This window comes from Spirillospora albida (genome assembly GCF_000718255.1).
GTDB lineage: Bacteria > Actinomycetota > Actinomycetes > Streptosporangiales > Streptosporangiaceae > Spirillospora > Spirillospora albida.
Genome location: NZ_JOFJ01000025.1, coordinates 35,612 through 57,068 on the forward strand (window position 1 = coordinate 35,612; position 21,457 = coordinate 57,068).

The 21,457-nt window shown below is 71.4% G+C and carries 26 protein-coding genes; 16 read left to right on the forward strand and 10 right to left on the reverse strand.

Going from position 1 to position 21,457, the window contains the following annotated elements:
• Positions 1-3: 3 nt before the first annotated feature.
• From IE99_RS0125890 to IE99_RS0125915, 6 genes are all read left to right on the forward strand, one after another.
• Positions 4-1,410, forward strand: a complete 1,407-nt coding sequence (locus tag IE99_RS0125890; RefSeq protein ID WP_030176345.1) for a TadA family conjugal transfer-associated ATPase — start codon at positions 4-6, stop codon at positions 1,408-1,410.
• Positions 1,404-3,326 carry a type II secretion system F family protein gene (locus tag IE99_RS30740; protein ID WP_051713258.1) on the forward strand — a complete coding sequence of 641 codons (1,923 nt, stop codon included), beginning with the start codon at positions 1,404-1,406 and terminating at the stop codon, positions 3,324-3,326. The genes IE99_RS0125890 and IE99_RS30740 overlap by 7 nt, the downstream gene beginning before the upstream one ends.
• Positions 3,326-4,237 carry a type II secretion system F family protein gene (locus tag IE99_RS0125900; protein ID WP_051713259.1) on the forward strand — a complete coding sequence of 304 codons (912 nt, stop codon included), beginning with the start codon at positions 3,326-3,328 and terminating at the stop codon, positions 4,235-4,237. The genes IE99_RS30740 and IE99_RS0125900 overlap by 1 nt, the downstream gene beginning before the upstream one ends.
• 46 nt (positions 4,238-4,283) lie before the next feature.
• Positions 4,284-4,484, forward strand: coding sequence for a hypothetical protein (locus tag IE99_RS30745; protein ID WP_030176350.1), 201 nt, complete (start codon positions 4,284-4,286; stop codon positions 4,482-4,484).
• On the forward strand, positions 4,481-5,134 hold the full coding sequence (locus IE99_RS0125910) for a hypothetical protein (protein ID WP_051713260.1): 654 nt from the start codon (positions 4,481-4,483) through the stop codon (positions 5,132-5,134). Before IE99_RS30745 ends, IE99_RS0125910 begins: the two co-directional genes overlap by 4 nt.
• Before the next feature lie 889 nt (positions 5,135-6,023).
• Positions 6,024-7,802, forward strand: a complete 1,779-nt coding sequence (locus IE99_RS0125915; protein ID WP_211258923.1) for a molybdopterin-dependent oxidoreductase — start codon at positions 6,024-6,026, stop codon at positions 7,800-7,802.
• A 21-nt stretch (positions 7,803-7,823) separates the two neighbouring features.
• On the opposite strand, the gene IE99_RS31480 is transcribed toward IE99_RS0125915, so the two are convergent.
• From IE99_RS31480 to IE99_RS29765, 3 genes are all read right to left on the reverse strand, one after another.
• Positions 7,824-8,378, reverse strand: coding sequence for a G5 domain-containing protein (locus IE99_RS31480; protein WP_084219956.1), 555 nt, complete (start codon positions 8,376-8,378; stop codon positions 7,824-7,826).
• Positions 8,379-8,544: 166 nt separating this feature from the next.
• Positions 8,545-8,730: a DUF397 domain-containing protein gene (locus IE99_RS31485; RefSeq protein ID WP_084219940.1), complete on the reverse strand. Its 186-nt coding sequence runs from the start codon at positions 8,728-8,730 to the stop codon at positions 8,545-8,547.
• Positions 8,721-9,515 (reverse strand): helix-turn-helix domain-containing protein, encoded by a 795-nt coding sequence (locus IE99_RS29765; RefSeq protein ID WP_037560095.1) that lies wholly within the window; start codon positions 9,513-9,515, stop codon positions 8,721-8,723. The genes IE99_RS31485 and IE99_RS29765 overlap by 10 nt, the downstream gene beginning before the upstream one ends.
• Before the next feature lie 203 nt (positions 9,516-9,718).
• Between IE99_RS29765 and IE99_RS0125930 the strand changes: the two genes are divergently transcribed.
• Complete coding sequence (locus IE99_RS0125930) at positions 9,719-10,117, forward strand: ATP-binding protein (RefSeq protein ID WP_051713261.1); 399 nt, start codon at positions 9,719-9,721, stop codon at positions 10,115-10,117.
• A 77-nt stretch (positions 10,118-10,194) separates the two neighbouring features.
• On the opposite strand, the gene IE99_RS30755 is transcribed toward IE99_RS0125930, so the two are convergent.
• On the reverse strand, positions 10,195-10,875 hold the full coding sequence (locus tag IE99_RS30755) for a class I SAM-dependent methyltransferase (protein ID WP_030176363.1): 681 nt from the start codon (positions 10,873-10,875) through the stop codon (positions 10,195-10,197).
• Between the two features lie 54 nt (positions 10,876-10,929).
• Entirely contained in the window at positions 10,930-11,157 is a 228-nt protein-coding gene (locus IE99_RS32495) for a hypothetical protein (protein WP_169744482.1), read from the reverse strand.
• Between the two features lie 123 nt (positions 11,158-11,280).
• On the opposite strand from IE99_RS32495, the gene IE99_RS0125945 reads away from it, so the two are divergent.
• Entirely contained in the window at positions 11,281-11,853 is a 573-nt protein-coding gene (locus tag IE99_RS0125945) for a hypothetical protein (RefSeq protein WP_030176365.1), read from the forward strand.
• 314 nt (positions 11,854-12,167) lie between these two features.
• On the opposite strand, the gene IE99_RS0125950 is transcribed toward IE99_RS0125945, so the two are convergent.
• The gene (locus IE99_RS0125950) at positions 12,168-12,530 is read right to left on the reverse strand and encodes a DUF4267 domain-containing protein (protein WP_030176367.1); all 363 of its coding nucleotides are present in this window, start codon (positions 12,528-12,530) and stop codon (positions 12,168-12,170) included.
• Between the two features lie 87 nt (positions 12,531-12,617).
• On the opposite strand from IE99_RS0125950, the gene IE99_RS0125955 reads away from it, so the two are divergent.
• A complete protein-coding gene (locus IE99_RS0125955) occupies positions 12,618-13,205 on the forward strand; it encodes a TetR/AcrR family transcriptional regulator (protein WP_030176371.1) in 588 nt (195 codons plus the stop codon).
• Positions 13,206-13,281: 76 nt separating this feature from the next.
• On the opposite strand, the gene IE99_RS33735 is transcribed toward IE99_RS0125955, so the two are convergent.
• From IE99_RS33735 to IE99_RS32150, 3 genes are read right to left on the reverse strand one after another with little or no spacing between them, the layout of a single operon-like run.
• Complete coding sequence (locus IE99_RS33735; RefSeq protein WP_425423858.1) at positions 13,282-13,620, reverse strand: DUF6368 family protein; 339 nt, start codon at positions 13,618-13,620, stop codon at positions 13,282-13,284.
• Positions 13,604-14,047 (reverse strand): hypothetical protein, encoded by a 444-nt coding sequence (locus tag IE99_RS0125965; RefSeq protein ID WP_030176376.1) that lies wholly within the window; start codon positions 14,045-14,047, stop codon positions 13,604-13,606. Before IE99_RS0125965 ends, IE99_RS33735 begins: the two co-directional genes overlap by 17 nt.
• Complete coding sequence (locus IE99_RS32150; protein WP_157610494.1) at positions 14,044-14,451, reverse strand: hypothetical protein; 408 nt, start codon at positions 14,449-14,451, stop codon at positions 14,044-14,046. The genes IE99_RS0125965 and IE99_RS32150 overlap by 4 nt, the downstream gene beginning before the upstream one ends.
• Before the next feature lie 317 nt (positions 14,452-14,768).
• On the opposite strand from IE99_RS32150, the gene IE99_RS0125970 reads away from it, so the two are divergent.
• A complete protein-coding gene (locus IE99_RS0125970) occupies positions 14,769-15,239 on the forward strand; it encodes an OsmC family protein (RefSeq protein WP_030176379.1) in 471 nt (156 codons plus the stop codon).
• A gap of 9 nt (positions 15,240-15,248) precedes the next feature.
• Here IE99_RS0125970 and IE99_RS0125975 read toward each other — a convergent pair whose 3' ends face one another.
• Entirely contained in the window at positions 15,249-15,797 is a 549-nt protein-coding gene (locus IE99_RS0125975; protein WP_030176382.1) for a TetR/AcrR family transcriptional regulator, read from the reverse strand.
• Positions 15,798-15,878: 81 nt separating this feature from the next.
• Between IE99_RS0125975 and IE99_RS0125980 the strand changes: the two genes are divergently transcribed.
• The 6 genes from IE99_RS0125980 (at position 15,879) to IE99_RS0126005 (ending at position 21,412) form a co-directional block, all read left to right on the forward strand.
• Complete coding sequence (locus tag IE99_RS0125980; RefSeq protein ID WP_030176384.1) at positions 15,879-16,523, forward strand: FMN-dependent NADH-azoreductase; 645 nt, start codon at positions 15,879-15,881, stop codon at positions 16,521-16,523.
• The gene (locus tag IE99_RS0125985; RefSeq protein ID WP_030176387.1) at positions 16,520-16,831 is read left to right on the forward strand and encodes a DMT family transporter; all 312 of its coding nucleotides are present in this window, start codon (positions 16,520-16,522) and stop codon (positions 16,829-16,831) included. Before IE99_RS0125980 ends, IE99_RS0125985 begins: the two co-directional genes overlap by 4 nt.
• A 329-nt stretch (positions 16,832-17,160) precedes the next feature.
• Positions 17,161-19,200: a flagellar biosynthesis protein FlhA gene (gene flhA, locus IE99_RS0125990; protein WP_211258924.1), complete on the forward strand. Its 2,040-nt coding sequence runs from the start codon at positions 17,161-17,163 to the stop codon at positions 19,198-19,200.
• Positions 19,178-20,449 (forward strand): hypothetical protein, encoded by a 1,272-nt coding sequence (locus IE99_RS29775; protein WP_037560096.1) that lies wholly within the window; start codon positions 19,178-19,180, stop codon positions 20,447-20,449. Before flhA ends, IE99_RS29775 begins: the two co-directional genes overlap by 23 nt.
• Positions 20,446-21,078: a PilZ domain-containing protein gene (locus tag IE99_RS0126000; protein WP_084219944.1), complete on the forward strand. Its 633-nt coding sequence runs from the start codon at positions 20,446-20,448 to the stop codon at positions 21,076-21,078. The genes IE99_RS29775 and IE99_RS0126000 overlap by 4 nt, the downstream gene beginning before the upstream one ends.
• Complete coding sequence (locus tag IE99_RS0126005) at positions 21,071-21,412, forward strand: hypothetical protein (RefSeq protein ID WP_030176395.1); 342 nt, start codon at positions 21,071-21,073, stop codon at positions 21,410-21,412. Before IE99_RS0126000 ends, IE99_RS0126005 begins: the two co-directional genes overlap by 8 nt.
• Positions 21,413-21,457 lie beyond the last annotated feature (45 nt).

The following is a 21,457-nucleotide window of genomic DNA, read 5'->3' on the forward strand; positions in this document are numbered from 1 at the left end:
ACCATGGGACTCAACGACTACCTCGCCGGCCGGCGCGGCCCCGAGCCCTCGCGCCCCGAACCCGACGGCCCCGCCCCGGACGCCCCGGCGCCCGCGCCCCGGCACGTCCGGCCCGAGCCCGCGGAACGGCCCGCCGACGCCCTCTCCGCCGTCCGGCGGCGCGTCCACCGGTCGCTGCTGGAGGTGCTCGGCCCGCAGCTGTACGCGGACGTCGGCGGCGACGACGATCTGCGGCGCCGCGTCACCGAGACCGTCGAGGACGTCCTGACCTGGGAGGAGACCCCGCTCACCGCCGCCGACCGGACCCGGGTCGTCGCGGACGTCACCGACGAGATCCTCGGCCACGGCCCCCTCGAGCCGCTGCTGCGCGACCCCGACGTCACCGAGATCATGGTCAACGGCCCCGATCTGATCTTCATCGAGCGCGGCGGGCGGCTGACGGAGGTCGACGCCCACTTCCACGACGACGCCCACCTGCGGCGCGTCATCGACCGGATCGTGTCCCGCGTCGGCCGGCACGTCGACGAGGCCAGCCCGATGGTGGACGCCCGCCTGCCCGACGGCAGCCGCGTGAACGCCGTCGTCGGCCCGATCGCGCTGGACGGGTCGCTCCTCACCATCCGGAAGTTCGCGAAGGACCCCTACACCGTCGACGACCTGATCTCGTTCGGCACCATCACCGCGCCCGTCGCGGAACTCCTGGACGCCTGCGTCCGTGGCCGCCTCGACATGGTCATCAGCGGCGGCACCGGCTCGGGGAAGACGACCACGCTGAACGTGCTGTCGGGGTTCATCCCGCCCGGCGACCGGGTCGTCACGATCGAGGACGCCGCCGAACTGCAGCTGCGGCAGCGGCACGTCCTGCGGCTGGAGTCGCGGCCCCGCAACACCGAGGGGCGCGGCGAGGTCACCATCCGGGACCTGGTCCGCAACGCCCTGCGCATGCGGCCCGACCGGATCGTCGTCGGCGAGGTCCGCGACGGCGCCGCCCTCGACATGCTCCAGGCCATGAACACCGGCCACGACGGCTCCCTCACCACCGTCCACGCCAACACGCCCCGCGACGCCCTCGCCCGCCTGGAGACGATGGTGCTGATGGCGGGCGTCGACCTGCCCGCCCGCGCGATCCGCGAGCAGATCGCCTCCGCCATCGACGTGATCATCCAGGTGTCCCGGATGAAGGACGGCGTCCGCCGCATCACCCACGTCAGCGAGGTCACCGGCATGGAGGGCGACATCGTCACCCTCCAGGACATCTTCGTCTTCGACTACCGCGCCGGCATGGACGAGACCGGCCGCTACCGGGGGACCCTCGTCCCGACCGGCCTCCGCCCGGCGTTCCTGGAGGAGATCGCCAAGGCGGGCGTGACCGTCCCACCGGGCCTCTTCGGACATACCGCGCCATGGTGACGCTCCGGGCCGCCGCCTGGGCCGTCGCGCTGACGCTGGCGGTGTGCGTTCCGTCCCCGGGGGCGCTGGCCGCGCCGTCCGGGGAGGGATCCCTCGACGTCGGCGCGGTGCGGGCCGTGCCCGGGTCCGCGCAGTTCTACCTGAGCGCGCGGGGCCTGCCCGAGGGCGTCACGCTGGACGAGGCGCGGATCACCGCGTCCGCCGGCGGCCGGGCGCTGCCCGCCACCGTCGAGGCGACCTCGTCCGGCCGCGCGGACGTCACCCGCACCGTGGTCATGGTGATCGACACCAGCGGCTCGATGAAGGGGCGCCCCCTCGCCGAGGCGCAGGACGCGGCCCGCCGCTACGCCGCCGCCGTCCCCGCGTCCCTCCGGATCGGGCTCGTCACCGCCGGGCTGCCCGCCCGCACCGTCCTCGCCCCCACCACCGACCGGGCCGCGTTCACCGCCGCCGCCGGGAACCTGCGCGCCGGGGCGAGGACCGCCCTCTACGACGGCGTCGCCGCAGGCGTCGCGCTGCTGGCGGCCCAGCCGGCGGGGGAGCGGCGGCTGCTCGTCCTGTCGGACGGCGCCGACACCGCGTCCGCGACCTCCCTTCCGCTCCTCGCCCGGCGGCTCGACCGGCAGGACGGCTCCGTCGACGTCGTCGCGTTCGGCACCGGCACCGACCCCGCCGCGCTCCGGCGGATCGCCGACGCGGGGCGCGGCACCCTCCACCACGCCGCGCAGAGCGGCACCCTCGCCGGCGTGTTCCTGGACGCCGCCGCCGCGTTCACCGCCCCCGTCCGCGTCACCGTCGAGGTCCCGGCGGCCCTCGCCGCCCGCACCGCCCGGCTGTCGATCACCGCGGCGGCCGGGGGCCGCACGCTCGGCACCGGCGTCACCGTCGCGTTCGCCGCCGACCCCCGCGCCGCCACCGCCGGCGCGCCCCGCGCCGTGACCGCGTCCCCGGGGCCGCCGCCCTGGCTGTACTGGACGGGCGGCGCGGCCATGCTCGCCGCCGTCCTGCTCGGCGCCGCCACGATCGCCCCCGCCCGCCGCGGCCTCGGCCGCCGCCGCCTCGCCGAACTGGAGGGCCTCACCGCCGGGCGCGCCGCCCCGCCCGGCGCCGCCTCCCGCGCCCTGCCGGACATGGCGCTCGCGCTCAGCGACAGGGTCGTCCGGGCGCGGGGCCTGCACGACCGGCTCGCCGTCCAGCTGGAACAGGCCGGGATGCGGCTGCTGCCCCGCGAATGGCTGCTGCTGCGGGTCGGGACCGCCGCCGCGGCGCTGCTGGTCCTGGCCGTCCTGCTGTCGCCGCTGCTCGGGATCCTCCTCGGCCCGGCCGCCGCCTGGGCCGGGACGGCGGCCTACCGGCGGCGCCGCGCGTCCCGCCGCACCCGCCGGTTCGCCGAGCAGCTTCCGGACGCCCTCCAGCTCGTCGTCGGGTCGCTCCGCTCCGGGTTCTCCCTCGGGCAGGCCCTCGCGGCCCTCGTCCGGGAGTCCGCCGACCCCGTCGGCACCGAGTTCGGCCGCGCCCTCGCCGAGACCCGCATCGGCGTCGACCTGGAGGACGCCCTGGAGCGCACCGCCGAACGGACCGCCTGCCGCGACCTGTCCTGGCTGGTCATGGCGATCCGGATCCAGCGGGAGGTCGGCGGCAACCTCGCCGAGATCATGGAGACGGCCGTGGAGACCATGCGGGAGCGCGCCCGGCTCCGCCGCCATGTCCACGCCCTCACCGCCGAGGGGCGCCTGTCCGCCTATGTGCTGATCGCGCTGCCGATCTGCGTCGGCGGCTGGATGTTCCTGATGCGCGGCGAGTACGTCCGCGTCCTCTACACCGAGCCGATCGGCATCGCGATGCTGGCCGGCGCCGTCCTGTTCGTCGCCGCCGGGTCGTTCTGGATGAGCCGCCTGATCAAGGTGGAGGTCTGATGCTGCTGCTCGCCGGGCTCGCCGCCCTCTACGGCGGCATCGCCCTCGCCCTGCTGGCGGGACGCCGGTCGCGGCGCGTCCCGGAGCGGCGCCTGGCGTCCCTCCGGCACGTCTACGGCCCGCCCGAGCCCGCCGCCGAACCCGAGGCGGAGCCGTTCGGCGACCGCGTCCTCGCGCCCCTGGCCGCCCGCCTCGGCCGGATCGGCCGCCGCCTGACGCCCGCCGGCCTCATCGCCCGCCTGCACCGTTCCCTCGCCCTGGCCGGGAACCCCCCGTCCTGGACGGTCGAGCGCGTCATGCAGGCCAAGGGCGCCGCCCTCGGCGCGGGCGTGCTCCTCGGCGTCCTGTTCGGCGCGGGCCTCGGCGGCCCCGTGGCCTTCGTGCTCTGCGTCGCGCTGGGGGCGTCCGGCGGCTTCCTGCTCCCCGACCTGCTGATCCACAACCTCGGCACCCGCCGCCAGCTGGAGATCGCCAAGACGCTCCCGGACGTCCTGGACATGCTCACCATCGGTGTCGAGGCGGGCCTCGGGTTCGACGCCGCCATGGCCCAGGTGCGGCAGAACGCCGAGGGGCCCCTCGCCGGCGAGTTCGCCCGCGTCCTGCAGGAGATGCGGATCGGCCTGCCCCGCGCCGACGCCCTCCGCGCCATGGCGGGCCGCACGACCGTCGCCGAGCTCCGCGGTTTCGCCACCGCCGTCGTCCAGGCGGGTGAGCTGGGCATCCCGATCGCGGGCGTCCTGCGCGAGCAGGCCCGCGAGATGCGGCTGCGCCGCCGCCAGCGCGCCGAGGAGGCCGCCCAGAAGGTCCCCATCAAGATCCTCTTCCCGCTCCTGCTCTGCCTCTTCCCGGCCCTCTTCGTGATCATCATCGGCCCGGGCGCCCTGCGGATCGTCCAGCTCTTCGGCACCTGACGTTTCTCAAGCGCCCGACATTTCACCCAATCTCCTGCATCTGGAAATGGTCCGCAACCGGCCCCAGCTCGTCCCCCTGATCCTGCGGACCGTCTTCGCTCTGGAGATGCCCGGCGAGGACGACCAGATCACCCTCGCCTCCGAGTCCTACGCCGCCGCCGACCCCATCGAGCTGCGCTGCGACTCGACCGTCCTGCTCGGATTCCCGGACACCCCGACCACGGGATCGTCGTGGAATCGCAGATGAGGTTCGACCCGGACAAGGAGTACAGCTGGCCCGCGTACCTCACGCTGTTGCGCCTGCGCCGCAAGTGCGACGTCACGCTCCTGGTCTTCTGCCCCAACGAATCCGTCGCTCGCAAATGCGGTAAACCAATCAAACTGGGGCATCCCAAGTTCTGCCTGGAGCCCCTGACGGTCCACCCCGGCCTTCTGCCGCCCATCACGGATCCGGCGAAGGCCCGCGAGATGCCGGAGCTCACCATCATGAGCGCCCCGGCCCATGCCGACGGCCCGACGGGCACGGAGGTCATCCAGAGCACCTCCGTCGCCCTCGAAGTGGTCCCGGACCACCTCAGGCTGCTCTGTCATGATTACCTGCAGGCACACCTGTCCGAAGCCGCCCGGGAGAACCTGGAGAAGGAAGTGCAGACCAAGGGTTACGAGTGGCAGTCCGAGTTCGCCCGCACCCACCGCGCCGAGGGACGCGCCGAGGGACGCGCCGAAGGTGAGGCCCTCGGCGAGGCGAGGGCGATACTCCTCGTCCTGGCGACGCGCAAACTCCGCGTCCCCACCGACGTCCGCGAGCGCGTGACCTCCTGCACCGATGTCGAGCAGCTCGAACGCTGGCTTCAGCGCGCCGTCGTCGTCGACCACGCGCAGGACATCTTCGCCTGATCCGCTCGTCCACGCCTCCCGTCCCTTGTCACCTGGGATGGGAGGCGCGGATCCGGCCTCGGGCGCGCTCGTGCCCGCTCGGTCGCGTCCTCGCGCCGACCGTTGCGGGCGGCCTCGGCAGGCGGACGGACCACGGCGATCGCCTTATCTCCCCTGCCCCGGCTCTCCGGCAGCAGGGCCGCGGCCGTTCCAGCGCACGGAATTCGCCGCCTCGTACCGCAGTGGACCCGCCCCGGGGCCACCCCCGTCGAGCCCCTCGGCCGACACGGCCCCTACCCCTGACGGGGTCGGCCGGGCCGGGGGGGGCGGTTCGGCGGCGGAACCGCCCGCCGAGCGGGACGGTTGATGATCGGGAAGTTCTCGGTTCCTTTTTCGGTGTTTTTCTCAGGCCCGTCCCGGGGCGGCCGATGGGGATGGTGCAACGGCACGGCGGACGCGGGGGCGTCGCCGAGCCGGACCAGATCAAGGGACGTGGTGGACGCGGGGGGCGTCGCCGCATTCCGGACGGAGGGGCGTGGTCGACGCGGGGGCGTCATCACATCCCGGCACGATCGCCGCGGGGGCGGCATCGTGGACAACGCAGGCCGGCACGGTGACCTTGGGGGGATCACCGCGCCGGCCTTCGTCATGCCAGGCCAGGCCGTGCCCGGCAGCGGTGAATTCCGTCCCGGGTCGCGAACCCCTCGGCCGGACCGGCCCCTGCCGCTGAAGCGCCGGTCATGGGCGGTTCACGTGTTCGTACAGGCAGCGGGTGAGTGGGCGAGGCGGAGGTGCGGTCGCGGGGTCGACGGGTACGTGACCCTGCGTGTTCCGCCCATAGTGCGAGAGGTCCCACCATGAGTGCCGATTCCGTGCCCATCGCCCGCAGTACGCGTTCCGGGACGTCCCGGTGAGTGTGCGGGAGGGGCCCGCCGGGCAGCACCGGGTGGAGCATCCGGTCAGCCCGAGGGAACTCGACCAGTACCGCGACCGGCTCTCCCGAGGTGGAGACGCGGTCGACCTGGAGAAATGGTCGGGGTCGCTGCCCGCCGCGTCCGGGATCGCGCCCCGGATCCGCGTCGGCCGTAACAAATGGTTCAACCTGCTGTGGCTCGTCCCGATCGGGTGGGCGCTGCTCCTCGTCGCCGTCGCGGTCGCGCAGGAGCTCCGGGAGCACATGGCGGGCTTCATCGAGCGGCACCCCGGCACCCTTCCGGTGTCCGCCGCCGCCGAGCCCGGCATGCCGTGGTGGGCGGCGGTGCAGCATTTCGTGAACCTCGTGTTCATGCTCTTCATCATCCGGTCGGGCATCCAGATCCTCGCCGACCACGCCCGGCTGTACTGGACGCGCCATTCCACGCCCGGCAAGGACTGGTTCCGTTTCCAGAAGCCCGTGCCCGAGGATCCGCTATGGACCGCCAAGCAGGACTCGGTCACCCTGCCCAAGCACTTCGGGCTCCCCGGCCTGCGGCACTCCATCGGCCTCGCCCGCTGGTGGCACCTCGGCCTGGACGTGCTGTGGCTGGTCAACGGGATCGTGTTCTACGTGCTGCTGTTCTCGACCGGGCACTGGCGCCGGATCGTCCCGACGAGCTGGGAGGTGTTCCCGAGCGCCGTCTCGGTGCTGATCCAGTACATGTCGCTGGACTGGCCGGTCGAGAGCGGCTGGACGGCCTTCAACTCGCTGCAGATGCTGGCCTACTTCGTCACCGTCTTCATCGCCGCGCCGCTGGCCCTCATCACCGGCCTCGGCATGTCGCCGGCGCTGTCGACGCGCATCAAGCCGGTGTCGCGGGTGCTGAGCATCCAGGTGGCGCGGTCGCTGCACTTCCTGGTGATGGTCTGGTTCGTGCTCTTCATCGTCGTCCACGTCACGCTCGTGTTCACGACCGGGCTGCGCCGCAACCTCAACCACATCTACGCCGGACGCGACGACACCAGCTGGATCGGGCTGGCGGTGTTCGCGGTCGTCCTGGCGCTGCTCATCGCCGCGTGGGTCGCCGCGACACCGTTCACGCTGAAGTACCCGCGCCTCGTGCAGCGCGTGGGATCCGCTCTGGTGAGGCCGATCCAGCGGCTCTTCCAGCATGTGGACGCAACCCCGGGCCAGTACACCGAGAAGGACATCTCCCCGTACTTCTGGCACAACGGCGCCTTCCCGCGCACGCCGGAGTACAAGGCGATGTTCGATGAGGGGTTCGCGTCATGGCGGCTGAAGGTCCACGGCCTGGTGGAGCACCCGGTCGAGCTCAGCCTGTCCGATCTGCGGGCGCTGCCGCGCCATGAGCAGATCACCCAGCACTTCTGCGTCCAGGGCTGGTCCGGCATCGCGAAATGGGGCGGGGTGTCGATGTCGACGATCCTGGACCTCGTCCAGCCGCATCCCGAGGCGAAATGGGTGGTCTTCTACTCGCTCGGTGACGGCCCGAGCGGCGGCCTGTACTACGACGTCCACCCGATCGAGCAGATGCGGTACCGGCTGACGATGCTCGCCTACGACATGAACGACGAGCCGCTGACGTACGGGCACGGCGCGCCGCTGCGGCTGCGCAACGAGATCCAGCACGGGTTCAAGCAGGTCAAGTGGATCGCCGGGATCGACTTCGTGGCCAGCTTCGCCGATGTCGCGGGCGGGTACGGCGGCTACAACGCCGACCACGAGTTCTTCGGCTACGTCCACACCATCTGATCCCGCTTCGGGGCGTCCACGTCAGGTGTCGCACGCGACCCCGTCGCCGTCGCGGTCGAGGTCGTAGACGTCCGAGCCGATCACCCGGACCGGCCCCGTCACGTACGCCGGCCCGTTGCCGCTCCCTCCGGCGCAGTCGACATCGTCGGCGATCGGGACGCAGCCGCTGTAGTTGGGATCGCACCGCCGCGCGGCCTTGGTGCCGACGGCGATGATCCGGTCGACGGGCCTCCTGGCGACCGCCTGGCGGATGAGCTCCTTCCCCGTCTGCACGCCGCCGGTGAGGGTCACCCGGTAGGTGAGGGTCTTGATCCCCGCCCTCCCTTGCCTGCGCACCTTGGTGGTGCCCTTGGCCAGACCCGCGTCGCTCACCTTGCGCGTCCGGTACGGGATCCTCTGGCGCTCGGTGACCGTGCGCACCTCGCTCGACGGCGTGGCGGTGGGCGTGGCCGTCTTACTGGCCGCGCTGGTGGACGGCGTCGCGCTGACCGCTTGCGGTACCGGGGTCTCCGACTCACAGCCGGTGGTCACGAGCAGGCCGCCGACAACCAGCGCGACCGTGACAGCACGTCTCATCTCCACGCTCCCCGTCTCGAGGGCGTCCGCGTTCACGGAAGGCAGGACGCGCCCTTGTTCACCGACGATCACTGGGAGCAACCAACAGGATACTACGCCTCAATGGGGTAATTCTCAGAAACCCAGACGACCCGCCCTCGGACGGCTCAACCCGGCCGTCGCTCGCTCAGAGTGCTCTGAGAGCTTCGGCGAAGCGCCGAAAATCCTTTCGGCCCACAATGATCTTGGGCCCTTCGGGATCCTTGCTGTCGCGTACAGCCACGCCACCCGAGATGGATGCCACCTCGATGCAGGCATCTCCAGATTCATTGCTCCGGGACGATTTCCGCCACACCGCGATACCTATGCCCATCTTTCTCCGATGACCTTTCTGATCCGTTCCCGAGTGTCGTGCACGTTGAGCGCTTCGGCCTGCAACACCGTCATGGTCTCGTTCACCAAGGCGAGCTCGTCCGGACGGCTTGAGGTCTCCCCGCCGTACGCCTTGGCCGTGTAGACGACCTGCCGCTGGTCCGGCAAGGTGGCGATGACGAAGGTGGCCCACACGTTCCGTATGTATCGGATCGGCGCGATCTGGATGTTCACCCTCTCCCGCTTCGAGAGTTCCAATAGGAACTCAAGCTGCTCCCTCATCACCTCCTTCCCGCCGACCTCTCGATAAAGAACGCTTTCGTCCATGACGACCGTCACCACCGGACAGGGAACCCGGTACAGGATCTCCTGACGCCGCATCCTGTTCTTGACGGCGTCTTCGTCCTGCAGAAGGAATCGAGCGTAACGCTCGGTCTGAAACAGACCATGAACGATTCTTTCTTCATAGGCACGGAGCATTATGGCCGTCTGCTCGGCCTTGGGAAAGTTGGCGAAGAACTCGGGGTACTTGTCGGACTTGATCGATTCTAGTAGCTCGTCCCATGCCTCGACGAGGGTCGTTCCGGACTTCAGGCCCCGATCGAGCCTGAGGGCGAAGTCGCGGCGGCAGCGGGCTTTGCCCGACTCGATCTGCGTGATGTAACTGCGGGTCACATTGACCAGGTCAGCGAGTTCCTGCTGAGTGAGTCCGGCCGCCTTGCGGAGCCGCCGGACCTCCGCACCGTAGCTCAGGAATTCCGGCTTGATGTTCTTCAGGACGGTCACAGCGCTCCCGGGGGCTTGGTGAGCGGATGCGGTAGGGGAAGTGAGCTTTTGGTGACTGCTTCAGCGGTACCCAGGCATCGTACTTAAGCGCGTGACTGGATGGTGGTTGTTCGACAACACAGAGTGATTGCGCATGGAATCTCCCGGTTTGTAATGAGAGCCCGTCCGCGATCAGCCGCCACCGTCCATGTTGGAGGGTCCCCATGCCACCCATCGCTCTCGCTCCCGAGGCGCCGGCGCTCGTGCTGGAGCCGAACGACCGGGCGCCCGGTCACGCCCGCCGGTTCCTGGTGGAGCGGTTCCGCGAACTCGGTATCGAGGACGACTTCGTCGGGCGGCTCGTGGTCACCGAGCTCGTCACGAACGCCTTCAAGCACGTCGGATTCGGGCACATCGTCGTCCGGATCTTCCCTGACGGACGCGACGACCTGGTCACGATCGAGGTGTGGAACCAGGGGACGGGACACCCTGTCGTCCGACCCGAGGACGCGGACGCCATCTGCGGGCGCGGGCTGGCGATGATGACGCGGCTCGTCCACGACTGGGGTGTCCGCCCGCTGGCCGAGGGCGGCAAGATCGTCTGGGCGCGCTGCCCCCGCTGATCACCCGCGCGGCCCGCCAGCACCGCCGGCCCCGCGCCGCCCGTACGCGTCTCGCGGCGGTCGGCCGGCGTCGGCGATCAGGAGACACGCCGCCAGATCGCCTCGTGTTGCGACCACTGCCCCGGTTTCGGGGCCGGTCGCCGGGCGCTCACCACGCGCCGAACCAGGACGGGCTCCATCCCTGCGAGCAGTTCCTCGAGCTCCCCACCATCAAAGAAATGGATCAGCAGCCCGGCTTTCGGTCCCGCCAGGTAGCGCAGCGTTAGACCGGCGCCCTTCGGGTCTGCCTCCACCACCTCGTGATCGGGCCACAGGTCGGTGCGGGTGGAGTTCACGCGGACGGCGAGCAGCCCGCCCGGGCGCACCAGCCGCTGAGCGTGGCGGATCCGGCTGTGCGCGGCGGCACGGTCTCCATGCTGGAAGACCTGGATGCCCACCACCAGGTCGTACGTCGCGCCGGCCGGAAGTGCCGAGAGATCTCCGTGAACCAGCCGGTCCCGACGTTCCGGCATCCGCCGCGAGAGCTGCTCGACCGCCACCGGCGAGATGTCCAAGCCGACCAGATCCAGGCCCGCTTCGACGAGGGGGACGTAGTTGCGTCCGTTACCGCATCCGATGTACAGGCCGCGGCCGCACGCGGAGGCCTTGGCGGCGGTGATGATGTCGCCGATGAACGGGACCGGTGGTTCGTCCAGGTAGCGTCCCTTGGCGTACTCGGCGTCCCAAGCCGCCGCAGCCGATTGCGTGACCCTCACCACCCCTTCACCCCCATATGTTGGGCTTCTCCCTTGCCCAGATCCCACAAGTTGAGGTCAGGACGGTAGCGGATGGGAGGCGCTCGGCGCCGGGGGATCGCCGGAGCGCTCGGCCGTCCGATGTCGACCTGCGGCGGCCGGACCGGTGGCCTCCTGCGTCGGCTTCTCACCCCCCCCCGCGCCCGCCTGCTGCCTCGACTCGCCCGAGAGCGCGACGGCGAAGCGGATCGCCGAGGCGTTCTTCTCGAAGGAAATGTGGCAGTCCGTAACGGTCATCTGCCTCATTGTGAGCATGTGATTACGGATCGGTCACTACATTGGCCACAAACGGGATAAACGGCGCAATCATGTTGATACTTCCGGTTACCTTGACTCGCGATCTCACACCTTGTCGAACATGGAGGATGCATGCGCCGTTCCGTCACCGCGACGATCATCTCCGGCGCTCTGGCCGCCGGTCTGCTCGTCTCGGCCCCCGCTGCCCAAGCGGACACCCGGTCGAAGGTCCAGCCGTCCGCGGCTCAGGACGACTTCGGCAAGGAGGTGACCGTCACGCGCACCGGGGCGATCTCCGCGGAGGCCCTCCTCGCCGAGGCCAAGCGCGCGGGCAAGCCGTACAGCGCCAAGGAGACCGCGGCCATCAGGGCCGCCGAGCGGTGCGGATGGTACGAGCGCACCCGTGGCCGCAAGTCCGCCAAGGGCCGCTGGCTGATCATGGTCACCAACCGGCTCAACTGGTGCTGGGACGGCAGTTACGTCCGCTCCTACCGGGCGGACTTCCGCGCCTACACCTACAACAAGCACGTGTGGCAGTGGCGCGGCTGGGCCAAGAGGAAGGCGACCCACCCCGCGAGCTGGAGTTCGGTGACTGCCCGGGTGCGGGGCAAGTTCTACTACACCGGCAACGGCCGGACCTACAAGCCGTGGGTCGCGGTGACGGGCTACAACAACGGCGCGTACCGCTCGCGGGCCGGCGGCTGATCCTGCGCAAGCCCCAGCGCGGTTCTACCGTGAGCCGCCGTGAACCGCCGTGAACCGCCGTGAACCGCCGCTGGCGAGCATCGTCGACGAAGGCCGACGTGCACACCAAGACCCCGCCGTCCTCAAGCACTCGCGGCGGGGTCTTGTCGCATCCTGCACTCTCACCGGCTCCGGCGCTCTCGGCCGCCCGCGGATCCGACGGGAGACGGCGCCCCGCACCACCGCGTCCGACTCGGCCCGGCCATCGGAGCGGTGGCCCTCACTCCCTGCACGCGCCTTGCCTTGAGACGGATCTGCGTGGGCGCCGACCGAATTCACACGGCGAACAGAAGGGCGGCGCTCACGAGGACCGCCACGGCGGTGGCGAAGTGGACCCCGAACGCCGTGGCCTTGGTGCCGCCGTTGCGCAGGACGATCAGGGTGTCGCCGAGCGGGTTCAGAGCCACGACCAGCATGAACCAGGCCGCCGCGTGGGAGCCGGCGAAAGCCAGCAGGGCCAGGCCGAGGATGCCGTAGCCGCCGTCACGGACTCCCTTGATCGTCAGGTAGGCACTGGCCGGGGACGGCACGCCGTAGCCGGCCGCCGCGGGCACCGGCTTCAGCAGGAACTGCACGCCGACGTACAGGACGAGGACGTCGAGCACGATGGCCAGGCCGTACGCGATGGGGGTCAGCATCGAATCTCCAATTGCTAGCAACGCTAGGAACAAGTGCGACGCTAACATAGCTTCAGCAAACCCCGCTAGCGCCGCTAGAATTCACTCATGTCGATTCAGGCCCGCCGGGAGCGGGAGCGAGCGGAGCGGGAGCGGCTGATCGTCACGGCGGCCCGCGAGCTGGCCGAGGCCGAGGGGTGGGAGGCGGTGACGACCCGTCGGCTGGCCGAACGCGTCGAATACAGCCAGCCGGTGCTCTACAGCCACTTCGCGGGCAAGAACGCGATCATGACGGCGGTCGCGCTCGAGGGGTTCGCCGACCTCGCCGCCGAGCTGCGCGCCGCCCGCGGGGCGGCTCGCGACGCGCGGCAGGTCCTCGCCGACGTCGCCGCGGCCTACACCGCGTTCGGTGAGCGACGCCCGGCGCTCTACGACGCGATGTTCAACCAGGCCGTGAACCTGCCGTTCGCCACCCCGGAGGCACCGGCCGCCCTGCACGCCGGCTTCGACGAGCTGCGTCAGGCCGTCCGGCCCGTCGCCGGGGACGACGATGTGGACATGCTCACCGAGGTGCTGTGGAGCGGGCTGCACGGGCTCGTGACGCTGACGCGCGTCGGCCGGCTCCCGCGCGAGCACCACGAGCACCGTCTTGCCCTGCTGCTCCAGCGACTCTCGACCCGGACGAGCAGACCTTGAGCGGACCGTGGGACCTGATCCGCGCCCCTCTGCGGTGAGGAGACCATCGGCCGCCATCCCTGCGCGGGCTGGCGGTCTACTTGACCATGCGGAAGCGCGGGTGCTGCAACCACGCGGCGAGGAAATCGGCGTCGCCCATGTGGTTCACCCAGGGCGTTTCCCTCGCCGTCTGGTAGCGGAGTTCGTCCAGGGTGCCGGGGAGTGCACGGGCTCCGGAGCTGATGGACGCGAGCAGCAGTTCGCTTTGCTCGGTGTCCGGTTCGCCGTACGGAACACCGGGCGGGAGGGCGTCCGGTATGAGCGCGCCTCCGAAGTCGACGAGGGCCTCGAAGCGGCGACCTCTCTGCGCTGAGCGTCGAAGCGGTCGCGCGCCGGGCGCGCTACTCGTCAGCCGCTCTTCAAGCGCTGACGAGATGTTGCAGGTCTGTGGCGGCTTTCGCGGCCACTTGGCGGCCGTGCTGCAGTTCGTCCAGCAGCGCCTGCCCGAGCCCCTTGTCCGCCACCGCCTGCTCCGACACCGGAGCACCGGAACGGACCCTTCCGCCGATGGCCAGCACTCCCATCAGCGGACGTCCCTGGAAGGCACGGTCGACCCCATCGATCAGTTCCCGGCCCGTCAGACGCCGGAGGGTCTCTGCCCCCTGGTCGGAGACCTGGACGTACACCCAGACGTTCCCTTCCATGGCGTGACCGTCCACGCAGTCGAAGAGGTACAGCCGGGAGCCCTGCCGTATCAGGCCGGTGGTCGGGAAGTTGAACCTGTCGAACTCGGCGATGGCCACAGCGTCCTCAGAGGGCAGCCACGGCCGAGCACCGATCGTGACCTCAATGAGCTCGGTCATACCTTGCCCTCCTTCCACTTGAACTGCGCCCCTTCGAGGCAGCGTTTGAACGCGGCCACCTCATCATCCGCCCAATCCGCGCGTTCGTCCATGGTCGCCACCGAAGCGTGATGGGGATTGAAGGCCGTTGGCGTGGGCCATACCCGGAAGCCTGCGGCACGCAACCTACCTGCAAGGACGTACCGTACAGCGTCTCCGGCGGTGGCTCCTGCCGTCTTTCTTCGGTTTACCGAAGATGCCGCTTCGTCGACGGATGCTTTGCCGCGTATGAATGACAACTCCGTTTGGCCGCCTGTAGGCCGATTTTTGAATGGTTCGCCGTCGATGAGTTGGGCGAAGCTGCCGTACTGGCTGAGCCACTCATCATCCCCGATCTCTCCAGTCGCACTGGAGTCACTGGTCATGTGCGCGTGGGCCTCCGCTTCCCTGCGGCTTCAACGGTGTTCAGACTGGACCGCACCACGATCCTCGCGCAGTGGAACCGGCCGGTAACTTTTAGTTATGGCCAACGGTGGCCATCTGGTCGATATAAGGCCGACCACCAGGCAGTGCTGGTGCTTCCATGCCGGCACCGCCCGCACCAGCGCTCACCGTGCCCGAAGGCACCGGACGACTCATCCCCCGCGTGGTCTCCTGCTCATGCTGTGCGGTCTGGAGCGAGGGCCTTGCCCGTCCTGGTTGGTGGCGGACTCCGGGGCCGTATGTGATTAGGGAGGCGGGCATGGGCAGGGCCCATCGGTATGAGGTGGACGTCGTCTGGACCGGCGACCTCGGGAGCGGGACGAGTGGCTACCGGGACTACGCGCGTGCGCATGAGGTGTCGGGGGAGGGGAAGCCGGTCATTCTCGGGTCGTCCGACCCCGCTTTCCGGGGGGATCCGGGGCGGTGGAATCCCGAGGAGCTGCTGGTGGCCTCGCTGGCGCAGTGCCACATGCTGTGGTTCCTGCACCTGTGCTCGGCGGACGGGGTGATCGTCACCGGGTACGCCGACCGGCCGCGCGGGACGATGGTCGAGACGCCGGACGGCGGTGGCCGGTTCGAGGAGGTCGTGTTGCGGCCGAAGGTCATCGTGGCGATGGAGGAGCAGGCCGCGCGGACGGGCGCGCTGCACGAGCGGGCGCACGAGCTGTGCTTCATCGCGAACTCGGTCGACTTCCCGGTGCGGCATGAGGCGGTCGTCCAGGTCGCCTGACCGGCGTCTTCAGGACAGTGCGGCCTTGGCCAGGTGGGTCAGGGCCGCGGTGATCCGGTCGGGGGTCAGGCCCCGGTCGCGCTGGTAGGTGTAGAGGTCGGGGGCCAGGGGGGCCAGGAGGGTGTCGGCCAGGGCGTCGGGGGCGGGGGTTCCGGCGGCGGTCACCAGGGCGTGGACGTGGGCGCGCCAGAAGCCGTAGGCGCCGGTCTCGAAGCGCGAGCGGCCGGTCTCGGCGCCGAGGACGAGGTGGGCGTGGTCCTCCAGGAGTTCCACCATGGCGGAGTAGAAGGCGGCCAGGCGTTCGGCGGGGGGCGCGCCGGGGCCGAGCGGGGGTTCGCCGCGCAGCAGTTTCTCCTGCAGGACGCGCTCGTGCTCGTCCAGGAGGGCCAGGGCGATCGAGGCGCGGTCGGGGTAGCGGCGGTAGAGGGTGCCGCGGCCCACGCCCGCCGCGCGGGCGATGTCGTCCATGGTCACGTTCGGGGCGCCCTCGGCGGCGAACAGCGCGGCCGCCGCCTCGAGGATCCGGGCCCTGTTGCGGGCCGCGTCCGCTCTCTCCATGCCCGGAGTCTACAAGTGGACAGAGCGTCCGGTTGTTCGTAGAGTGCAAGCGGACACGGTGTCCACTTATGGGAGGCAGAGATGAGCCGGCTGTTGCACCTGGACGCGAGCGCCCGCCGCTCCTCGATCTCGCGGGAGCTGTCGGGGGAGTACGCCCGGACGTGGCGCGCCGCGCACCCCGGCGGCGGCTACACCTACCGTGACCTCGCGGCCGATCCCGTCCCGCACATCGGGGAAGCGTGGACGGAGCTGTGCGACCACGTCCTGGAACACGGGATCACCGACATCGCGCGCTACCGCGAGGCCGCCCGGACGCCCGCGCAGAAGGAGGCGTGGGGGATCGTCGAGCCGCTCCTGGACGAGCTCGTGGCCGCCGACACGGTCCTGATCGGCACGCCGATGTACAACTTCTCGATCCCGTCGGCGCTCAAGGCGTGGATCGACCAGGTCACGTTCCCCCGGATGTCCCTGGCGGGGCGGCGGTTCGTGGTGACCGGCGCGCGGGGCGGCGCGTACGGGCCGGGCACGCCGCGCGAGCCCGTCGACCACCAGGAGCGGTACCTCCGCGACTTCTTCCGGGGGCATTTCGGCGTCGAGGACGTGACGTTCGTCCACGCCGAGCTGACCAACGCGCTCGTCGACCCGGCGCTGGCGCACCTGCGCGGCGCGCAGGCGGACTCGCGCGCGGCGGCCCGGACGCGGGTCCGGGAGGTGGCGCAGCGATGAGCTGGGCGGTGCTGGTGCTCGCCGGTCTGGTGGAGATCGCCTGGTCGCAGAGCATCAAGCCGACGGAGAACCTCACCCGGCCGCTGCCGACCCTGCTGTGCCTCGCGCTGGCCGCCGCCGCGATCCGGCTGCTCAGCAAGGCGATGGACGGGGTCCCGGTCGGCACCGCCTACGCCGTGTTCACCGGCATCGGCGCCGCCGGCGCGGTCACCCTCGGGGTCGTGGCGGGCGACGACCCCGTCAGCGCCGGACGCGTCGCCGCGCTGGCGATGATCATCGGTGGGGTGGTCCTCGCCAAGCTCGCCTGAACGGCGCCGGTACATGGGACCGCCGCCCGGGAGTGGCCGGGCGGCGGGTACCGCGGTGCAAGGAGGAGTCCGGGCCGGGCTGGCCGAGCCGGGCGGGACGAACGTTCCCCGCGTTCCGGTCGTCGGGTGTGCCCCTCCCTCGCCGTCCTCGTGATTCCCCGAGAGCCGCCCGGGTCACGTCCGGACGGTAAAGGTTCGGCAAGTCGCGGGGCCGGGCGGGAAATCCTCAGGCCGCGCGCGGGTGCGCCGATGGGGGAGTTCAGCCAGGACGGCGACCCAGGGTTCACGGAGCGGACCGGCAGACCTCTCAGGAAGCGGAGGACACCGCGTTGCCGAAAGCAATGCGCCAGCTGGCCGTCCCGTTCGGCGTCATTCTGATCATCATCATGATGGTCGTGCCGCTGCCGACCGTGCTGCTCGACCTGCTGATCGCCGCGAACATCACCATCGCGCTCGTCGTGCTGCTCGTCGCGATGAACGTCAAGCGGCCCCTCGAGTTCTCCTCGTTCCCCGGCCTGCTGCTGATCCTCACGCTGTTCCGCCTCGCCCTGAACATCAGCGCGACGCGGCTCGTCCTGCTGAACGGCGACGCCGGCAAGGTCATCGAGGCGTTCGGGCACTTCGTGGTCGGCGGCTCGCTGATCGTCGGCCTGGTCATCTTCGCGATCCTGGTGATCATCCAGTTCGTCGTGATCACCAAGGGCGCCGAGCGCGTCGCCGAGGTCGGGGCGCGGTTCACCCTGGACGCCCTGCCCGGCAAGCAGATGGCCATCGACGCCGACCTGAACGCCGGCCTGATCAACGAGGCCGAGGCCCGCCAGCGGCGCGCCGACGTCACCGCCGAGGCCGACTTCTACGGCGCGATGGACGGCGGCTCCAAGTTCGTCAAGGGCGACGCGATCGCCGCCATCATCATCACGATCATCAACCTGGTCGGCGGGTTCGCCGTCGGGGTGATGCAGCACAAGATGGCGCCCGGCGAGGCGATGCACACCTACAGCCTGCTGAGCATCGGCGACGGCCTCGTCTCCCAGATCCCCGCGCTGCTGCTGTCGGTCGCGACCGGCCTGATCGTCACCCGGTCCAGCGGCGACGGCGACATGAGCAGCACCGTCACCCGCCAGCTCGGCCAGCAGAAGCGGGCCCTGCAGGTCGGCGGCGGCGCCGCGCTGGCGCTCGTCCTGATCCCCGGGCTGCCGAAGCTGCCCTTCATGATCATCGGCGGGATCGCCCTGCTCATCGCGCAGCGGGTCAAGGAGGAGCCGGCGGAGGCCGCGCAGGACGAGGCCATGGAGCTGGACGCCCCCTCGCCCGACTCGCCCGAGGCGCTGCTCGGCGAGATCCGGGTCGACCCGCTGGAGCTGGCGCTCTCGCCCGACCTGGTCGACCTCGTGGACGCCGCGGGCGGCGACCTGCTGGAGCGGGTCCGCGCGCTGCGCCGGAAGATCGCGATGGAGATCGGCGTGATCATGCCGCCGGTGCACACCCGCGACGACCTGGACCTGCCGCTGTCCACCTACGTCATCCGCATCAACGGCGTGGAGGTCGCCCGGGGGCAGGCGCCGCCCGGGACCGTCCTCGCCATCGGCGACGACCTCGGCGGACTGCCGGGCCGCGCCGGGCAGGAGCCGGTGTTCGGCCTGCCGGGCAAGTGGGTGCCCGCCGAGCTGCGGCACCAGGCCGAGCTCACCGGCGCCACCGTCGTCGACCGCGCGTCCGTCATCATCACCCACCTCGCCGAGGTGGTCCGGGCGGGTGCCGCGCGGCTCCTCGGCCGCGAGGACGTCCGGGCGCTCACCGAGTCCGTCCGCCGCAGCCACCCGGTGGTGGTGGAGGAGCTCACCCCGTCGTTGCTCAGCCTGGGCCAGGTCCAGCTCGTCCTGCAGTCGCTGCTGGACGAGGGCGTGTCCGTCCGGGACCTCGTGCGGATCTTCGAGTCGCTGTCACTGGCGGCGAAGGCCTCCACCGACCCCGAGTCGCTCACCGAGGCCGCGCGGGCCGCGCTCGGTCCCGCCATCGCGGCGCAGTACGCGGTCGGCGGCCGGCTGCCGGTCCTGACCCTGGACCCGCGCCTGGAGCAGGGCCTGCTGGAGTCGCTGCGGCCCACCGAGCAGGGCCTTCAGCTGCTGCTGGACGGGGCGCGCGCCGAGCTGCTGCTCGGCCGGGTCGCGCTGCTCGCCGAGGCCGCCGAGCAGCAGGGCGTCACCGCCGTGCTGGTCTGCTCCCCGCAGCTGCGGATGCCGCTGCGCCGCCTGCTGAAGATGACCACGCCGCGCCTGCCGCTGCTGTCGTACACCGAGATCGCCGAATGCCAGTCCGAAGTCGAGACCGTGGGGGTTGTGACCGATGCCGAAGCGCTTGCTGCTTGAGGGAACCGACATCGAGAAACTGCTGACGCAGGTCCGTGAGGAGCACGGCCCGCAGGTCTCGATCGTGTCCGCCGACCGCGTCCGCAGTGGCGGTTTCGCCGGTTTCTTCGCCCGCCAGCACTACGAGCTCACCGTCGAGGTCGGCGGCGACGACGAGACGGTGAAGGAGCCCGCGCGCGGCGTCCCGGCCAAGGACGACGCGGCGGACGTCGACCCCGTCGCGGCGCTGCTCGCCCGGACCGAGGAGCGGGAGCGCGTCCTTTCCGCCCCCACCGCCCCGGCTCAGGCCCCGGCTCCCTCCACCACGCCGGTCGTGCCGCCCGGGTTCACCCCCGCCGGCGGCGACACCGCGTTCGCCCAGGTGTTCGCCCAGGCCGCCGCGCAGGTGCCGGGCGCGTTCGCCCGGACGGCCGACGCCGCGACCGCTGCCGTCCCGGCCCCGGTCGCCGCGCAGGCCCCGGCGCAGGCGCAGGCCCCGGCCGTCGTCGACCGGGCCTTCGCCGACGTGCTCGCCGCCGAGCGGCTGGACACCGCGGGCACCTACCGTCCCGCCGCCGCGACCGCCGCCCAGGCGTTCCAGGCCCCGGTCGTCGAGGCGGACCGGCCGCACGAGGAGTGGCTGCGCGGGCTCGGCATGCCCGAGCACTACGCGCGCCGCGCCACCGGCGCCGACCGGTACCGGGCGGTCACCCGGGCGCTGGCCGCGATGCCGGAGGCGCCCCCGGTCCCGTCCCGTCCCGGCGACGTCCTGGTCATCGTGGGCACGCCGGGCACCGCCGTGCCGCTCGCGCAGACCGTCGCGAAGATGCTGAACCTCGGCCCGTCGCAGGTCCTGCTGGCCGCGCGGAGCACCGCGGGGACCGGTATCCACTCGGCCCGCCGGGTGTCCGGCCCGGCCGCCGCGGTCCGCCGCGCCCGCAAGATGCACCGCGCCGACCTGCCGTGGATCGTCGTCGTCGACGCCACCGTGGAGGAGGGCAACGGCGAGTGGGCCCGCGAGGTCGCCGACGCGCTCGGCGCGTCCGCCGTCTGGGCGGTCGCGGACGCGACCCGCAAGACCGCCGACACCGCCGCGTTCCTCGGCACCCTCGGCCCCGTGCACGGCCTCGCCGTCACCGCGGTGGCCGCGACCGCCGACCCCGCGAGCGTCCTCGGCCTCGGTTTCCCGATCGCGTACCTGGAGGACCGTCCCTGCACGCCGCAGGGCTGGGCGGCGCTCTTGTGCGAGCGCTTGGAGGACGAGGAATGACATCGATGGACATGCCGGGGATCAACTCGCTGGTCGAGCTGGTCCTGCCGGACGGGCGGGTCTACCCGTCCCGCATCGAGGACTCCGACGGCGGCCGGCAGATCACCGTCGCGGCGCCCCGCGGCATCGGCGACCTGGACATCCCGCGGATCGGCGCGGCCGTCGAGCTGCGCTGGACGGGCATGCGCGGCCTCTACAGCGCGCCCGGCACCCTGACCGAGCAGCGGCACGGCATCGTCAGCCTGTGGAAACTGGAGACCGACGGGAAGGTGAGCGTCGGCAACCGGCGCAGCGCCGCCCGCGCGCCCGTCGACGACCCGCTCCTGCTCGTCGACCCCGAGGAGGGCGGCGAGGTCTTCACCGGACGGCTCATCGACATCTCCGAGCACGGCGCGCGCTGCACGGGCGACGGCCCCGGCCTGGCCGCCGGGCAGAGCGTGGTGGCCAAACTGGTCCTGGAGGAGCGGATGCTCAACGTTCCCGGCAGCGTCCTGACGATCGGGCGCGGCGCCGAGGGCGCCGTCAACGCCGTGGTGGTCTTCGAGCCGGCGGAGCCGGACGCGGAGGTCATCCGGCGGCACGTCCTGCGCGCGCAGATCAAGGCCCGGAAGGCGGCCGCCGGTGGCTAGCACGTCCGCGCTGCTCCTCGGCCTCGTCCTGGCCGGACCGGCGCTGTGGCACGCGTTCGTGGTGGGCGACCTGGAGGTCACGACCGCCCTGGTCCGCTACCTGATCGCCGTCGCGATCAGCGCCGTCATGCTCGGCCTGCTGCGGCGCCTCGGCGCCGCCTACGCCCGTCCCCCCGCCCCGCCGGACGGGCCGGACGGATCGAACGTGACGGTCACGGCCCAGGTGGTGAACCCGCCCTACGGCCGCCGCACCACCGATCCGCAGCCCGGACCGGCGCCCGGCGCCGCCGAGCCGGCGACGGCGGAACTGCCCGCGGCGCCGTCGCCGTCCTGACCCGCCGCTCAGCCCGCCGAACGGCTCAGATCACCGCCGCGTCCG

Bases quoted from the DNA above. Each gene is read 5' to 3' on its own strand.
- IE99_RS0125890 (WP_030176345.1), top strand. From the start codon at position 4: ATGGGACTCAACGACTACCTCGCCGGCCGGCGCGGCCCCGAGCCCTCG.
- IE99_RS30740 (WP_051713258.1), top strand. From the start codon at position 1,404: ATGGTGACGCTCCGGGCCGCCGCCTGGGCCGTCGCGCTGACGCTGGCG.
- IE99_RS0125900 (WP_051713259.1), top strand. From the start codon at position 3,326: ATGCTGCTGCTCGCCGGGCTCGCCGCCCTCTACGGCGGCATCGCCCTC.
- IE99_RS30745 (WP_030176350.1), top strand. From the start codon at position 4,284: ATGGTCCGCAACCGGCCCCAGCTCGTCCCCCTGATCCTGCGGACCGTC.
- IE99_RS0125910 (WP_051713260.1), top strand. From the start codon at position 4,481: ATGAGGTTCGACCCGGACAAGGAGTACAGCTGGCCCGCGTACCTCACG.
- IE99_RS31480 (WP_084219956.1), bottom strand. From the start codon at position 8,378: ATGAGACGTGCTGTCACGGTCGCGCTGGTTGTCGGCGGCCTGCTCGTG.
- IE99_RS31485 (WP_084219940.1), bottom strand. From the start codon at position 8,730: ATGGGCATAGGTATCGCGGTGTGGCGGAAATCGTCCCGGAGCAATGAA.
- IE99_RS0125930 (WP_051713261.1), top strand. From the start codon at position 9,719: ATGCCACCCATCGCTCTCGCTCCCGAGGCGCCGGCGCTCGTGCTGGAG.
- IE99_RS32495 (WP_169744482.1), bottom strand. From the start codon at position 11,157: ATGAGGCAGATGACCGTTACGGACTGCCACATTTCCTTCGAGAAGAAC.
- IE99_RS0125945 (WP_030176365.1), top strand. From the start codon at position 11,281: ATGCGCCGTTCCGTCACCGCGACGATCATCTCCGGCGCTCTGGCCGCC.
- IE99_RS0125950 (WP_030176367.1), bottom strand. From the start codon at position 12,530: ATGCTGACCCCCATCGCGTACGGCCTGGCCATCGTGCTCGACGTCCTC.
- IE99_RS0125955 (WP_030176371.1), top strand. From the start codon at position 12,618: ATGTCGATTCAGGCCCGCCGGGAGCGGGAGCGAGCGGAGCGGGAGCGG.
- IE99_RS0125965 (WP_030176376.1), bottom strand. From the start codon at position 14,047: ATGACCGAGCTCATTGAGGTCACGATCGGTGCTCGGCCGTGGCTGCCC.
- IE99_RS32150 (WP_157610494.1), bottom strand. From the start codon at position 14,451: ATGACCAGTGACTCCAGTGCGACTGGAGAGATCGGGGATGATGAGTGG.
- IE99_RS0125970 (WP_030176379.1), top strand. From the start codon at position 14,769: ATGGGCAGGGCCCATCGGTATGAGGTGGACGTCGTCTGGACCGGCGAC.
- IE99_RS0125975 (WP_030176382.1), bottom strand. From the start codon at position 15,797: ATGGAGAGAGCGGACGCGGCCCGCAACAGGGCCCGGATCCTCGAGGCG.
- IE99_RS0125980 (WP_030176384.1), top strand. From the start codon at position 15,879: ATGAGCCGGCTGTTGCACCTGGACGCGAGCGCCCGCCGCTCCTCGATC.
- IE99_RS0125985 (WP_030176387.1), top strand. From the start codon at position 16,520: ATGAGCTGGGCGGTGCTGGTGCTCGCCGGTCTGGTGGAGATCGCCTGG.
- IE99_RS29775 (WP_037560096.1), top strand. From the start codon at position 19,178: ATGCCGAAGCGCTTGCTGCTTGAGGGAACCGACATCGAGAAACTGCTG.
- IE99_RS0126000 (WP_084219944.1), top strand. From the start codon at position 20,446: ATGACATCGATGGACATGCCGGGGATCAACTCGCTGGTCGAGCTGGTC.